Here is a 15,049-nt window from a genome sequence, read left to right as displayed (position 1 = left end):
GTAGTGAAGGGGATTGCCCGGTTCGCGCCATGGATTGGCACGTCGCCTCTCGTAGTGAAGGGGATTGCCCGGTTCGCGCCATGGATTGGCCCAATGCCTCTCGTAGTGAAGGGGATTTCCCGGTTCGGGCCACGGATTGGCCCATCGCCTGTTGTAGTGAAGGGGATTTCCCGGTTCGGGCCACGGATTGGCCCATCGCCTCTCGTAGTGGAGGGGATCACAGAACCGCCGGCACACCGGCAATTTGCCAGTCCTCTGGATTGCCGGCCTCTCCCCCGCATTCTCATCGACTGCACTCCCCATCTAGCGACGGACTTCCTTTTACCGTAATGCTAACATTTGGAATATACTTGAGTAGACATCTCCAATCCGAATTGAAAAGGGGCGCCTTGCCATGGATGAAAAGGGTAACTCGTTCGCATCGACGGAAGCCTATATCGCGACCTTCCCGCCAGAGATTCAGCGGCTGCTGCAGGACGTCCGAGAGACGATCCGGTCGGTCGCGCCGGAAGCGAAGGAGAAGATCAGTTACCAGATGCCGACGTTCGAGCTGCACGGCAACCTGGTCCACTTCGCCGCGTTCAAAAACCATATCGGATTTTACCCGGGCGCGGACGGCATTGCGACGTTCAAGGACGAGTTGTCGGCGTACAAGGGGGCGAAGGGCTCGGTGCAGTTTCCGCTGGACAAGCCGCTGCCTCACGAGTTGATCGGCCGAATCACGGCTTACCGAGCGGCCCAGAACAAGGCGCGCGCAGACGCGAAGCGGGGAAAAAAGGCTTGAAGCCTAGGCGGGCGCCTGCCGTCGATCCCAACGCCTCTTGTAGAGCAGGGGATTGCCGAATCCGGCGGCCATCAAGCCCATCGCCTCTCGTAGAGCAGGGGATTGGCGAATTCGGGCGGCCGTCTAGCCAATCGCCTCTCGTAGAGCAGGGGATTGGCGAATTCGGGCCGCCGTCTAGCCTATCGCCTCTCATAGAGCAGGGGATTGCCGAATTCGGGCGGCCATCAAGCCCATCGCCTCTCGTCGTGCAGGCGATCTTCAGGCTCTAGCGCAATTCACCGACTCTTGAACACAGCCGCGAACTGCGTACGATCATTCCAAAGGAGGGACCCCGCGTGATTTTCGACATGGAAGAAGCCGTCGCCATCCTGAGCCGCACGCCGCAGACGCTCGCCTCGCTCCTGTCCGGCCTGCCCGAAGGCTGGGTGAGCTGCAATGAAGGAGAGGGCACCTGGAACGCGGACGAAGTCGTCGGCCATCTGATCGAAGGGGAGAAGACGAACTGGATTCCGCGTCTTGCGTTTATTTTGCGCGAGGGCGAGAGCAAGCCGTTTCCCGCGTTCGACCGGCATGCGCACCTGAACGCCGAGAGCCGGACGACGGAGCGGAAGCTAGAGGAATTCGCCGGGCTCAGGACCCGCAGCATCGAGAGCCTTCGCGCGCTTATCGACCGCGATGAACTGCTGGAGCGGACCGGATCGCACCCGGCGTTCGGCACGGTCAAGGCCAGGGAGCTCGTCTCCGCATGGGTCGTGCACGACCTGACGCACCTCGCGCAGATCGTTAGGACGATGGCGCAGCGCTACAAGAGTGACGTCGGCCCGTGGGTCCAATATCTCGGCATTCTGAACCGTTGAACGGCCCTGTTGAAACGGGACGATCCGTCGCATTTCTCATTGACGCTCCCATACATGCATAATAAACTGGAAATAACGGATTTATTTTGTAGGGGGACTTCGATTTGAGTTCGAAAAAGAGAGCGCTGACGATGGCCGGCGTATTCGTGGCGGGCGTCATTGGCGGAGCCGCGCTGATGTACAGCGATTCCGTATACGATGCGGTGAACGACGCGCTGGGCAAAGGCGCGACGCAGAACGCGATCGGGAGCGTCGGCGGTATGACGTCGATTAATATCAACGGCATGGATCTGGAGACGGCGATGATGGCGGTGCAGTCGAATCGCGCGAGCGGGCTGGAGCAGCAGCTAAAGGATCAGATCGCGGCCGTTCAAGCGAAAAACGATCAAATCGCGAAGCTGAACCAGGCGCTGGCCTCGGCGAACCGTCTGCTCGGAATGTTCGGCGGCGATGCAAAAGCGGATACGCCCGTGCCGTCCAACGCCACCTCGGGCACGATTGCCGCCGAGCTGCAAACCGCGCTCAAAAACGCGTCCTTATCGAACCCTCTTCCTTCCACGAAGGGACAGCTTGACGGACTCATCCAGACGATCAAGAGCCAGATCGACGCGCTTGCCAATTCCCAGCAGATGGATATGCTCCGGCTCCAGAGCTTGTCGAACAAGCGCAACGAAGCTTTTGACACCATGTCAAATTTCGTTCAAAAGATGCAGGAGTCCCGCAGCTCGATCATCGGCAATATGAGATAAGCAGGCGGGTCCCGCGCGGAAACGGAAGAGCGGCCATGACAAGAGAAGATATCATCGCGTTTCTGGGCGAGCACGCCCTGCTGCGCGGCATACCCGACCCAGAGCTCCGCATCGCGGCCGCTTCGATCGAGCCCGTCTCGTTCGAGGACGGCCGTTCGCTGCTTGTGGAGGGAGATACGGGGACGGACTGTTACTTTATCAAGCGGGGCTCCGTGCAAGTCTCCTCGCGCAATCTGGTGGGCAAGACGCTGCTGCTCGCCGAGCTTGGCCCGGGGGCTCTCGTCGGAGAGATCGGGCTGCTTCGCCGCGAGCGACGGACCGCGACGGTGACGGCGATCGGCGACGTCGAGGCGCTGCGGCTGGACCGCCGGTCGTTCGAGCTGCTCGCCGACCGCAGTCCGCTTTTCCACGAGAGCCTGCTGCTCACGGTCCGGATCCGGTTGATACACCGCCTGCTGCGCAAAGCCTCGATCTGGGCGGACATCCCCGACGCCGAGCTCCGCGGCCTGGCGGAGATTACGACCGTCCTTCCCATGAAGAAAGGCGACGTTCTCGTTCGGGAAGGCGAAGCGGCCGACCGCTTTTTTATGATCGGCGGAGGACGTGTCGAATTGCGGACCGCGGGGCGGAGAACAGCGCAGCTTCGCGACGGCGACTTTTTCGGGGAGATCGGCTTGTTGTCCGGTACGCCCTCCGAGGCGACGGCGACGGCCGCCGAAGACGGCGAGCTGCTCGTGATGGGCAAAAACGAGTTTCAGTACATATTGGGCTACTATGCGCCTGTGCGCCGGCAGTTCATGGAAATGCTGCGCATTCGGGCGCCTCACCTGAGGCCGCAAGCGGAGAGCGACGAAGCGCCAATCGTCGTGACGGAGTCCGCGCTGCCCAAGGCCAAGGAGCGATGGGTCGACGCGCTGCTGTGGCTCGGCGGCGGCTTCGTCCTGCTGACCGCGCTCGCCTTGATCCTGCGCAGCGATTGGCTGAGCTTCGCGACATTGATCGTAGGCGGCTTCGTCGGTCCCGTGACGTTCGTCGCCTATATCCGGGGACACCAGCTGCTGGGCTTCAGCACGCTTCGGCTTGGCTTGATCTTCCTGTCCTCCGCGGTCGTCGCCGTGCCGTTGGCTTGGTATCTGGAGCATGTATCGCTTATTGGCGCCGGGCAGGGCGATTTCTCGCGGTTCAAGGTCCCGTTGACGGTGTCCGTTATTGAAGAGGGAGCTAAGCTGCTCGTCTGCCTGGCGCTGATCCGGACGAAGCAGATGCGTTTCCTGATGGACGCGGTCGTCTTCGGGGCGGCGGCGGGCATGGGCTTCGCGGCGATCGAGAACGTGATCTACGGCTGGTCCCATCTTGGCGAAGCCTCGTCGATGGGCATGCTGTCCGTGCTATGGATCCGGGCACTGCTGTCGCCCTTCGGGCACGGCACCTGGACGGCGATCGCCGCCGCCGGCATCTGGATCGCGGCCGCGGCGCGGGCTTCCGCTGCAGGGGCGAAACCAAGGCGCCGGTCTTGGAGCGCGGCATTGCTGCTCGCGGCCGTCGTCGCCCTCCACGCGCTGTGGGATCTGCGGTTCGAAGGCGGCCTGGCGAAGGTCGGGCTGATGGCCGCGGTCGGGGGCGCCGGCATCGGCCTCCTGTACCTGCTGGTCCGCACGGGCCGCAAGGAAGAATACCGCGCCTTCGCCGCGTTGAATCCGTACGTCCAGGAGGCGGTGCGACACGTCGAAGCCGCGCCGGATGCGACCGGCGAGCTTCGCTGCGACGGCTGCGGCACCGTTTCCCCGCGGGAGACGCGCTACTGCGCCCGCTGCGGCCGCGCGCTGAGGGCCAAGTCCTGAATGTAACGCGCCGGCCGCGGAGCAAATCGTCCCGTTTCGCCACACGTATCCGCCCTTCAACGCCTAACCATATCCCCCCAAGTACAATCCCTAAAAAAATAGAGTAACGTCTTACGCCGCTCTTACGTATTCCCGATATAAGGTAAGACGCAGCGTTGCCGCCGCGCTGTCGGCAGCAACCGTTTATATGGATATTTTGTTTACAGCCCTCGAATCCTAGCATAATATGGTACTATTTAATTATATGAACTGAGCGCCCGATCGATCGCATATTCATAGCATAGCGGCAGAGCGGGCGGACCGGATATCCATACATCGAGGGAAGGGGCTACTAGCGTTGGCCGGAAAGAATTATTTGAAAATGCTGGGGGTCGTGGTCGGCGCGGCCCTCGTGAATATCCTCGCGCTATCGCCCGCCTTCGCCGGCGTGACGATCGGCGACAGCGCGTTCGAGACGGCGCTGGGGGTGACGCTGCTCATCGCAAGCGTCATCGCGATCGTCTACGGCAGCTACAACTGGCTCTACAAGACGCCGATCGCGCTGACGACCAAGCCGATCAAGACTCGCGAGGACTATGCGAGCGCGCTCGCGCCATACGGCAAAGTCCGCGTGCTCGCCGAGGATATCGCGGCGGCGCTCGAGCAGATGGACCGGATGGACAAGAAAAAAGCGACGCTGTTCAAGGTGCTCCATCAGCGGTTCGATCCCGCCGAGATGAGCTTTTCCAAGTTTTCAGGCGTGGCCGAAGAAGTAGAGAATCTATTCTACTTAAATATAAAGAGCGTGCTCAACCGGCTCGGCGTGTTCGACGAAGCAGAATACGAGCGGGTGATGACGCGCAAGTCGGCGCGTTACTCGCCGAAGCTGCTCCAGGAAAAAACCGATTTTTACAACGAATATATGTCCTACATCAAGCACGCGATCGGCACTAACGAGGAGATGCTCCTGCAGCTCGACAAGCTGCTGCTCGAGATCTCGCGCTTGGACAGCATCGAGCCGGGCGACATCGAGCGGATGCCGGCCATGGTGGAGATCGACTCGCTGATCAAGCAAACCAAGTACTATAAACAATAAGGGGTGCGGTGCATTGAGGAGCGGCAAAAAGTTTTTATGGGTAACCGGCATTATTCTGATCGTCGTATTCGCGATCGTGTATATCGGGGTCAACGTGTCCACGAATTGGGGCAAGTCCGACAAGCAGGTGGCGACGGAGGATGCGGGCAAGCGGCTGAACAAGCTCTACGGCAACATCGACGTCACGACGGAGACGCCGGTCAAGGGACAGATCGACCTCGATCCGGTCGACATCGCCGCCTCCCTGCCCGATATCGCCAAGTTCCCGATCGCCGTGGACAGCACGACCGCGGACTTTGCGGAGATCTTCTCCTCGACGGAGAAGTCGGGCACGGGCAACGACGGATGGCTGACGGACGTGGCGAACGATTTTAACAAGGCGAAGATCAGCGTGAACGGCAAGACGGTCTCGGTCAAGCTGCGCAATATCGCTTCGGGTACGGCGGCGGACTATATCCGCTCCGGCAAGTACGTGCCGGACGCCTACACGCCGTCCAACGAGCTGTGGGGCGAGATGGTGAAGGCTTCGGGCGTGAAAACGCAGCTTGTCGCCAAGCGTCTTGTCGGCAACGTGCCGGGCATCGTCATTTCCAAGGCGAAAAACGACGCGCTCGTCCAGAAATACGGCTCGGTGAGCGTTAAAACGGTCACCGATGCGATCGCGGCCGGCGAATTCGCCATGGGCTACACGGATCCCTTCGCAAGCTCGACGGGACTCAACTTCCTCGTCGCCGCTCTGAAGACGTTCGACGGCTCGAACCTCCTCAGCGACAAGGCGGTCCAGGGCTTCGAGAGCTTCCAGGCGAACGTGCCGTTCATCGCGTCCACGACGCTGCAGATGCGCGACGCCGCCAAGTCCGGCGCGCTTGACGGCTTCGTGCTGGAGTATCAAACCTACGTCAACGCGGCGGACTTGAAGGGCGGCTACGTGTTCACGCCGTTCGGCGCCCGGCATGACAGCCCGCTGTACGCGCTCGGCAACATCTCCGCGGCCAAGCTCGAGATCGTCAAGAAATTCGCCGAGTTCGCGGCGCAGGCTAAGTACCAGGATGCCGCCAAGAGCAAAGGCTTCAACGAGCTGGAGGATTACAAGCCGACGGTCGGTGCCGTCGACGGCAGCACGCTGATCGCCGCGCAGAAGGTGTGGAAGGAAAAGAAAAACGGCTCCAAGCCGATCGCAGCGGTATTCGTCGCCGACGTCTCGGGCAGCATGGACGGCGAACCGCTGAACCGGCTGAAGGAGTCGCTGCTTAAGGGGCAGAAGTACCTCGGCCGAGACAACAGCATCGGACTCGTCTCGTACTCCAGCGCCGTCACGATCAACCTGCCGATCGGCAAGTACGACACGAATCAGCAGTCGATGTTCGTCGGCGCGGTGGACGGCCTGCAGGCGGGAGGCAGCACGGCTACGTTCGACGGCGTCGTCGTCGCGCTTAAGCTGCTGCAGGACTACATGGCGTCTAACCCGAACGTCAAGCCGCTGATCTTCGTCCTGAGCGACGGCGAGACCAACGTCGGCCTCAAGCTCAAGGAAGTCCAGAGCCTCATCGCCAGCTACAAGATCCCGATCTACACGGTCGGCTACAACGCGGACATCAAGGCGCTGCAAAACATATCGAGCATCAACGAAGCCGCCAGCATCAACGCGGACACGGACGACGTCGTCTACAAGCTCGGCAACTTGTTTAACGTTCAAATGTAATTTTCAAGCCATAGGAGAGGTGGACGCGAGATGTCATTTTCGATGGAAGTCCCAAGCCAGGAACAGATCAAGGTCGCGATCGAAGAAGAGGTTAAGCCGGTCCCCGAGGAAGTCGCCAAGCTCAAGGAACTGGCGGACAACAACGTGAACGCGATCATGTCTCTCGACCTCGAATCGCTCGACAACCGCAAAGGCATTCTGCAGTCGATCGATACGTTCGGCATGAACACGATGCGGTCTTCTTCGGAGAAAAACCAGCTGCTGCAAATTACGGTCGGCAACCTGTCGAAGACGGGAGACGACGGCGGCCAGGTCGCCAAGGGGCTCTCGGAGCTGAACATTCAGCTCAAGGATCTCGACCCGAGCGCCGTCGACTTCGCCAAGCACGGGCTGCTCGGCAAGCTGTTCAATCCGCTGCGCGCCTACTTCGCGCGGTACGAAAAGGCGGACACCGTCATCGCGGACATCATCGTTTCCCTCGACAAGGGCAAGACGACGCTTAAAAACGACAACACGACGCTCGAGATCGAGCAGCAGACGCTGCGCGACCTGACCAAGAAGCTGCAAAAGGAGATCGAGCTCGGCGCGCTCATGGATACGTCGATCGAGCAGCAGGTCGAAGCGGCCAAGGTACGGGGCGAGGATCCGGAGAAGATCCGCTTTATCACCGAGGAAGTCATGTTCCCGCTGCGCCAGCGTCTGATGGACCTGCAGCAGATGCAGGTCGTCAACCAGCAGGGCATCATGGCGATCGAGGTCGTCGTGCGGAACAACAAGGAGCTCATCCGCGGCGTCGACCGCGCCAAAAACGTCACGGTGTCCGCGCTTAAGATCGCTGTCACCGTCGCGAGCGCCCTCTACAACCAGAAGATCGTGCTGAAAAAGATCGAGCTGCTCAACCAGACGACGAACGAGCTGATCGCCGGCACGTCCCGCATGCTTAAAGACCAGGGCGCGGCGATTCACAAGCAAGCCCTCGAGGCGAACATTTCCGTCGATACAATGAAGCAGGCGTTCACCGACGTGCTGTCCGCGCTCGATTCGATCAGCGCCTTCAAGCAGGAGGCCCTGCCGAAGATGCGCGAGACGATCAACCAGTTCCGCGAGCTGGCGGATACCGGGGAAAAGCAAATCCAGCGCCTCGAGCGGGGCAACAAGCTGGGCTTGTAGGCTTTTAAGCTTTGCTATACAACTGAAGGAACGGGGACCGCCACATCATGAGCAAAACGTTTATTCGAACCAATTCGCTGCTGCTGTCTCTCGTGCTTTTATTCGTTTTCGTACTGCCGAACCATGCATTCGCTATGAACGTGTTCGTTAAGACGCTGACCGGCAAGACGATCACGCTGGACGTCGAGCCCAGCGACTCCATCGAAAACGTGAAGGCGAAAATTCAAGACAAGGAAGGCATTCCGCCGGACCAGCAGCGGCTGATTTTCGCCGGCAAGCAACTGGAGGACGGCAAGACTTTATCAGATTACAACATTCAGAAGGAGTCGACGCTGCATCTCGTTCTTCGCGTATCCGTCCCGGCCGGGCGGGAGGCGGATCTGGACGGCCTGACCGTGCCTGCGGACAGCAGCCTAAGCCCGATGTTTTCAGCGGACGTGGACAACTATGCGCTGTATGTCCCATGCGCGTCGGACGGGGTCGATCTGACGGCGACCACGCTTGACCCGATGGCTACGCTGGCGATCGACGGCCTCCCCGCTGACTCGGGCGTTGCAACAAGCGTCGCGCTGGGGCAGAGCAAGACCTTCATCCCGATCGTCGTCACCGCCGAGGATGGCGTCACGACGCGGACGTACACGCTTGAAATCGTACGTGATTGTCCAACGGCGCCGGCGTGGCCGACAGAGGCCGCGCTCTCCGTGACGAACGCGACTTACGAGAGCATGGAGCTGTCCTGGCCGAGCGCGGTAGATACCGACGGCGTCGTGTCCTACGACATCTACGTCGACGGAGGACGCACGACGAGCGTATCCGGCAGCGTCTATAAATACAAGCTGGGCGAGTTGACGCCGTCGACGTCCTACAAGGTCGGCATCGTCGCCGTCAACGAGGCGGGCCTTAAGAGCGCGGCGCTCGAAGCCGATGCCACGACGCTCGAGCGTCCGGATGACGAGCAGCCGCAAGTGCCGACGCCGAATGTGCCAATCACGACACCTTCGCCTTCACCATCGCCGACGCCTACGCCGGTTGCACCGGCACCTTTCACGGATGTCGCAGGTCATTGGGCGGCGCAGGAGATCGCCCGGGCTTACGAGCTGAAGCTGGTGACCGGGTATCCGGACGGGAAGTTCCTCCCGGATCGCCAGGTCACGCGCGCCGAGTTCGTCGTCATGCTGATGCACGCTCTGAGCGGGGAGACGGCGGAAGGAACCGATCGTCCCGCCGATCCGCGGGACCGCGATCGTATCGCCGCATGGGCAGCGCCTGCCGTCGGCGAGGCCTACCGGAGAGGCATCGTCCTGGGATACCTGGACGATTCGTTCCGGCCTTCCGACGAGATTACCCGCGCCGAGATGGCGCTAATGCTGACGCGAGCGTTCGGGCTGACCCCCGGCGCCGGCGGCAGCATCCGAACGGAGTTCTCGGATGACCGCGAGATTCCGTCCTGGGCCGCCGAAGCCGTCGCCGCCCTGGAGCAAGCGGGCATCGCCGAAGGCGACCAAGGCGGCAAGTTCAAGCCCGTCGCCCGATCCTCGCGCGCGGAAGCCGTCGCACTGCTGCTGCGCTGCCTGGATCTAAGCGCCGCCCAATCCTGATTTTCGAAGCCGGTCCGGCCGTCTGTCTCGCAGACGGCCGGGCTTCTTTGCGTCTCGCCTTGCCATAACGCTTGAACTTCCGTTCGCCTCTGCTATGATGTAGCTAGTCCAATTGGAAACGGAGTCATTCGCTTGCGCAAATCCTTGCTCATTTTGATCGGCGTCCTGTGCGCCGTCCTTTTGTACTTTACGGTCCGGTCGGCGGACCGGGTGTTCCGCTCCGACGGGCAGCTGCCGCAGACGCGAGCCGAGCAGGAATCCCGCTACCGCCTCGTCCTGATCACGCAAGAGCTGGACACCCCGTTCTGGAACCAGGTCGCCGCGGGCGCGAAGGCGGAAGCGAAAGCGAGCGGCGCCAGCATCGAAGTGTGGGGCAGCTACAACAAAGACCAGGACGACTTTCTGAAGAAGCTCGAGATCGCCATCGACGCCAAGGTGGACGGGATTATCCTGCAAGGGCTGGATACGGAAGCGTTTAAAAATCTGACGAAGGTCAAGGCTGCCTTTTACGGCATTCCCGTCATCACGGTCGGGAGCGACGTGCCGATGGCGGACAGCCTGAGGCGAACGTATGTCGGCTCGGATCAATTCGCGGCCGGGCAGACGATCGCCAGGCAGCTGATCGCGGACATGGGGAAGTCGGGCACCGTCATCCTGATGGGCGACGACCGGCAGGAGTATTATCAACGGCAGCGCATTCAGGGCATCGACGACGTGCTCAAAAAATATCCCGGCGTGAAGACCGCTTACGCGGAGACGGAGGAGACGCGCGAGCGGGTCATCGCCACGACGCAGGACATGATGAACCGGCTGCCCGACGTCGACGCCTTCATCGCCGTTAACGCCAATATCGCGGACGCCATGATCCAGGAGATCGGCAGGCGCTCGCAGGTGGGGCCTTACGATATTTACTCGTTCGACGACAGCTCCGACAGCCTGGATTTGCTCAAGGCGGGCAAGCTGGACGGCGTGCTCGAGCAATCTCCCGACAAGATGGGAAGGATGAGCGTGAACCTGATGGTCAAATGGCTGAGCGGAGAGGTGATGCCGCTCAATACCGACGGCTACCCGACCGACATCCGGATGCTCAAGCTGAAGGAAGTGCCATGACGAGCATTCAGCGCAAGATCTGGACGCTCGCCGCCATCGTCTTGTTCATCATGGTCGCGATATGGATGACGCTGACCTATTACAACCAGAAGACGCAGGAGCAATACAACGATATTTTGCAGCGATACTTGCGCATGAACGAGGTGACGACGGCGAGCCAGCAGACGATCACCGCGCTCAACAATTACAGGCTCGAGCCGACGGCGGCCAACCTCGGCCTGCTCGACCGGAGCAAGGAGGAGCTGCGCAGAGCCAGGCTCGGCGTCATCAATCTCCGGAACGCGGACAACGACTTCGCGATTACCAACTATATGAACCTGATCGACAGTCTGCTCGAGACGATGGACCGCTCGCTGCTTTTTCAATCCGAAAAGGAGTCCGAGGATTCGGCGAACGCCTTTCTCGAAGCTACGCGCATCTCCAAGTACATCTCCGAGATGACGCTCACCCTGATCGACACCGAGCTGAGGACGTACGACCAGTTCTACCGCGGCATCATCGAGCAATCGGCCGAGCTCAAGAAGCTGGGCGTCTGGCTTCTGCTGACGATCACGCTGCTGATGCTGCTGTTCACGTACGGATTTTCCCTGAGCATCACGAAGCCGATCCAGAAGCTCACGCAGGCGGCCAAGGAACTGTCGCGCGGACGATTCGACCTGAAGGTCGAGGTCAAATCCAACGACGAGATCTCCTTCCTGGCCAAGATGTTCGAGCGCATGCGCGTCAATATCAACAACTTGATCTCGGAAATTCAGCAGAAGGCGCAGCTCGAGCGCGAGCTTCAGCAGAACAAGCTGCTCCTGCAGGAGAGCCAGCTCCGCAGCCTGCAGAGCCAGATCAATCCGCATTTCCTGTTCAATACGCTCGATACGCTGTCCAAAAAGGCCTATCTCGAGGGCTCGGAGGAGACGAGCGACCTGCTCGCGAGCGTAGCCGGCCTGCTGAGGTACAACCTGAAGCGGCTCGACCGGTCCGTCACGCTGTATGACGAGGTCAACGTGCTGCGCCAGTACATGGAGATCCAGAAGGCCCGGTTCACCGACCGGCTTCGGTTCGAAGCGGTCATCGACGAGTCGTGCCTGCACGTACAGATCCCGGGCCTCACGCTGCAGCCGATCGTGGAGAACGCCGTCATTCATGCGGTCGAACCGAGCGAAGAAGGCGGCACGATCCGCTTTCGGGTGGCGGACGGCGGCGAGCGGGTGAGGATCGAGATCGCCGACGACGGACCTGGCATGTCCGAGGACAAGGTTAGTCAGATTCTAGAGGAGCGTCCCGTGGAGACGGAGGGGCATTCGACCGGCATCGGCTTCAGCAATGTCGTCAGACGGCTCCGTCTCTTTTACGGCATCGACGACGTCATGGAGATCGCGAGCGGCCCCGAGGGCACGACGGTCGTCCTTCAAATACCGAAAACAAGGAGATTCGATAGCGATGACTAGGCTCTTGATCGTGGACGACGAGCAGATCGAGCGGGACGGATTGCAGGCGATTCTGCGAAAAGGCTTCCCCGAGCTGGACATCGCGCAGGCAAAAAACGGAAAAATCGCCGTGGAAATGGCCGCGGAGCTGCAGCCTGACCTCATCCTGATGGACATTAAAATGCCCGGCATGAACGGTCTGGAGGCGATCGAGATCATCGCCGAGGCCCAGCCCGGCGTCAAGTTCGTCATGGTCACGGCATATGACACGTTCGATTATGCGCGCTCGGCCATTAAGCTCGGGGTCAAGGACTACCTGCTCAAACCGAGCAAGGCGAGCGAGATCGTCGCGACGGTGGGCAAGGTGCTGAGCCAGATCGAGGAGGAGCGCAGGTCGGCCGAGACGAGCAAGCGGCAGGAGGATGCGCTGCGCAAAGTGCTGCCGGTGATCGAAGCCGATATCGTCACGCAGCTGCTGTTCGACCATGTGCACGAGGTGCATCTGGACGAGCTGGTCGGCCTGCTCGGCGAGAGCGCGGGCGGCGAGCCGTTCGCGATGTCCGTGCTGCTGCCGACGGGCGCGGAAGGGCTGTACGCCGCGATCCGGGAAAAAGCGAGACAGGCGGGCGGCGGCTGGGTCGGCGCAATGTACGGGCGGCATATCCCGGTCATCGCGTTCAGGGATCCGGCACGCTCGTATCGCTCGCAGGCGCTCGCGCTGGCGCGCGACCTGCTGTCGGTCGCGGACGCGGGCTTGCCGGGCGCGGGCGGCTCGTTCGTCGGCATCGGCGGCGTATGCGATTCGTTGGACCAGATCCGGCAATCCTATCAGGAGGCGCTCATCGCGTCCTCGGATCCGACGCTGCCGGTCAAGTATCGCTTTTACGCGGATACGCCCGCGCTCGGCATGGCCCGGGAAGGGCTGTCGGCGAAGCAGTGGGAGCGCCAGTTTTTCGACCGCATTCGGCTTGGGCAATGGGAGCAGGTCGAAGCGGACGTCCAGGAGCTGCTCCGTCGCAGCGAGAGCGAGGGCGCGGATCTGCTGCTCGGACAGCAGCGGGCGCTGGAGCTGCTCTGGCTGGCCTCGCGCGTGCTGCTCGAAATGGGCGTGGAGACGGAATCGCCGCTGTTTTCGGTGCAGGCCCGCGATTACCGGCAGCTGCGCGCCGAGACCGCCTTGTTGCTCGCGCGAATGCGGCAGGCGTTCGAGACGCACCAGGAACAGGTCAAACCGGATGCGATCCAGCAGATCAAGCAGTATGTCTACGAGCATTCCCACGAGGACATCTCGCTCGAGGCGATCGGCAAGCGGGTCGGGCTCAGTCCGTTTTATATCAGCAAGCTGTTCAAGGAGCAGCTCGGCGTCAACTACATCGATTTCCTGACCGAATGCCGCATCGACAAGGCCAAGAAGCTGATGGGCGATCCCGAGCGCAGCCTGAAGGAGATCACGTTCGAGGTCGGCTACCACGATCCGAACTACTTCAGCAAGGTGTTCAAAAAAATGTGCGATGTCTCGCCGACCGAATACCGCAAGACGCTACTTGGCAAAAGGGGATCGTAAAAATGGTGCAGTCGTGGAATCGCGTCAAGCGAGGAGTGGGGCCGCTGTTGCTGGCGCTGACGCTGGCCGTCTTCGCGTCGGGCTGCGACGGCGGCGGTCAGTCGGGCAACGCGCCAACCGCGTCCGTTTCGCAAGGAGCGGGGGGCGGCGGGGGCGTCGCGCCGTCGGGACATAGCGGGCCGATCAAGATCGGCTTCGCGATGGATACGCTGCTCGAGGAGCGCTGGCTGCGCGACCGCGATCTGTTCAAGGCGGCCGCGGAGGCGCTCGGCGCCGAGGTCGTCATCGAGGCGGCGAACGGGGACGACGCCAAGCAGATCTCGCAGGCCGAGACGATGATCGGCGAAGGCGTCGATATCCTCGTCATCGTGCCGCACAACGCGGCGGCGACGGCGGCGATCGTCAAGCGCGCCCACTCCTCGGGCATCAAGGTGCTCGCCTACGACCGGCTCGTCAACAACGCCGATATCGACCTGTACGTTTCCTTCGACAACGAGAAGGTCGGCGAGCTCCAGGCCCAGGCGATATTGAAGCAAGTGCCGCGCGGCAAGTACGTCTATATCGGCGGGGCCGACACGGACAACAACGCGCATATGTTCAAGCAAGGCGTGTTCAACGTCATTCAGCCGAAAATCGATAGCGGCGACATACGAGTCGTGTACGACCAGTGGAGCAAGGACTGGCTGCCGGCGAACGCGCTGGCCAACATGCGGGCGGCGCTCGACGCGAACGGGGACCGGATCGACGCGGTCATCGCGGCCAACGACGCGACGGCGGGCGGCGTCGTCCAGGCGCTGACCGAGCGGGGGCTCGCCGGTCGCATCCCGATCGCGGGCCAGGACGCGGATCTCGCGGCCGCGCAGCGGATCGTCGAAGGGACGCAGACGATGACCGTCTACAAGCCGATCCAGCTGCTCGCCGAGAAGGCGGCGGAGCTCGCCTTCAAGCTCGCGCGGGGAGAAGACCCGGGCGCCGACCGCAAGGTCAACAACGGCAAGATCGAGGTGCCGTCCGTGCTGCTCTCGCCGATCGCCGTGGACAAGTCCAACATCGACGAAACGATCATCGCGGAAGGCTTCCACACGCGGGAGGAAGTGTACAAGAACGTGAAGCAATCGGGACGCTAGCGATTTCGCCGGAAGTGGGCGAATTGCGCGAGGACATAAAAGCGCCAGGGG

At 61.5% G+C, this 15,049-nt stretch carries 12 protein-coding genes; all 12 read left to right on the top strand.

All coding sequences use genetic code 11. The annotated features are described in order from the left end of the window. The first annotated feature begins 394 nt into the window (after positions 1-394). The 12 genes from BM235_RS00850 to xylF all read left to right on the top strand — a co-directional run bounded on the left by BM235_RS00850 (position 395) and on the right by xylF (position 14,998). On the top strand, positions 395-784 hold the full coding sequence (locus BM235_RS00850) for an iron chaperone (protein WP_090108645.1): 390 nt from the start codon (positions 395-397) through the stop codon (positions 782-784). A 335-nt stretch (positions 785-1,119) separates the two neighbouring features. Beyond that, positions 1,120-1,641: a DinB family protein gene (locus BM235_RS00845; protein WP_090108644.1), complete on the top strand. Its 522-nt coding sequence runs from the start codon at positions 1,120-1,122 to the stop codon at positions 1,639-1,641. A 104-nt stretch (positions 1,642-1,745) separates the two neighbouring features. After that, a complete protein-coding gene (locus BM235_RS00840; protein ID WP_090108643.1) occupies positions 1,746-2,390 on the top strand; it encodes a hypothetical protein in 645 nt (214 codons plus the stop codon). A gap of 35 nt (positions 2,391-2,425) precedes the next feature. Further along, positions 2,426-4,231 carry a cyclic nucleotide-binding domain-containing protein gene (locus BM235_RS00835; RefSeq protein ID WP_090108642.1) on the top strand — a complete coding sequence of 602 codons (1,806 nt, stop codon included), beginning with the start codon at positions 2,426-2,428 and terminating at the stop codon, positions 4,229-4,231. Positions 4,232-4,568: 337 nt separating this feature from the next. Next, positions 4,569-5,306, top strand: a complete 738-nt coding sequence (locus BM235_RS00830) for a hypothetical protein (RefSeq protein ID WP_255374002.1) — start codon at positions 4,569-4,571, stop codon at positions 5,304-5,306. A gap of 13 nt (positions 5,307-5,319) precedes the next feature. Then, a complete protein-coding gene (locus BM235_RS00825; protein WP_090108641.1) occupies positions 5,320-7,008 on the top strand; it encodes a vWA domain-containing protein in 1,689 nt (562 codons plus the stop codon). Between the two features lie 30 nt (positions 7,009-7,038). Then, entirely contained in the window at positions 7,039-8,178 is a 1,140-nt protein-coding gene (locus BM235_RS00820) for a toxic anion resistance protein (RefSeq protein ID WP_090108640.1), read from the top strand. Between the two features lie 47 nt (positions 8,179-8,225). Continuing rightward, positions 8,226-9,776 carry an S-layer homology domain-containing protein gene (locus tag BM235_RS00815; RefSeq protein ID WP_090108639.1) on the top strand — a complete coding sequence of 517 codons (1,551 nt, stop codon included), beginning with the start codon at positions 8,226-8,228 and terminating at the stop codon, positions 9,774-9,776. 132 nt (positions 9,777-9,908) lie between these two features. Next, complete coding sequence (locus tag BM235_RS00810) at positions 9,909-10,886, top strand: sugar ABC transporter substrate-binding protein (protein ID WP_090108638.1); 978 nt, start codon at positions 9,909-9,911, stop codon at positions 10,884-10,886. Then, positions 10,883-12,328 (top strand): sensor histidine kinase, encoded by a 1,446-nt coding sequence (locus BM235_RS00805; RefSeq protein WP_090108637.1) that lies wholly within the window; start codon positions 10,883-10,885, stop codon positions 12,326-12,328. The genes BM235_RS00810 and BM235_RS00805 overlap by 4 nt, the downstream gene beginning before the upstream one ends. Continuing rightward, positions 12,321-13,871 (top strand): response regulator, encoded by a 1,551-nt coding sequence (locus BM235_RS00800; protein WP_090108636.1) that lies wholly within the window; start codon positions 12,321-12,323, stop codon positions 13,869-13,871. Before BM235_RS00805 ends, BM235_RS00800 begins: the two co-directional genes overlap by 8 nt. 5 nt (positions 13,872-13,876) lie before the next feature. After that, positions 13,877-14,998, top strand: a complete 1,122-nt coding sequence (xylF, locus tag BM235_RS00795; RefSeq protein WP_369803462.1) for a D-xylose ABC transporter substrate-binding protein — start codon at positions 13,877-13,879, stop codon at positions 14,996-14,998. The last annotated feature ends 51 nt before the right edge of the window (positions 14,999-15,049 follow it).

This window comes from Cohnella sp. OV330 (assembly GCF_900112065.1).
In the GTDB taxonomy this organism is placed as follows: Bacteria; Bacillota; Bacilli; order Paenibacillales; family Paenibacillaceae; genus Cohnella.
Note: the sequence above shows the minus strand (reverse complement) of the source record. Positions and strands in the feature narration are given on the sequence as shown.

Excerpts from the sequence above, each read along its gene's own strand:
- BM235_RS00850 (WP_090108645.1), top strand. The coding sequence starts at position 395 with ATGGATGAAAAGGGTAACTCGTTCGCATCGACGGAAGCCTATATCGCG.
- BM235_RS00835 (WP_090108642.1), top strand. The coding sequence starts at position 2,426 with ATGACAAGAGAAGATATCATCGCGTTTCTGGGCGAGCACGCCCTGCTG.
- BM235_RS00820 (WP_090108640.1), top strand. The coding sequence starts at position 7,039 with ATGTCATTTTCGATGGAAGTCCCAAGCCAGGAACAGATCAAGGTCGCG.
- BM235_RS00815 (WP_090108639.1), top strand. The coding sequence starts at position 8,226 with ATGAGCAAAACGTTTATTCGAACCAATTCGCTGCTGCTGTCTCTCGTG.
- BM235_RS00805 (WP_090108637.1), top strand. The coding sequence starts at position 10,883 with ATGACGAGCATTCAGCGCAAGATCTGGACGCTCGCCGCCATCGTCTTG.
- BM235_RS00800 (WP_090108636.1), top strand. The coding sequence starts at position 12,321 with ATGACTAGGCTCTTGATCGTGGACGACGAGCAGATCGAGCGGGACGGA.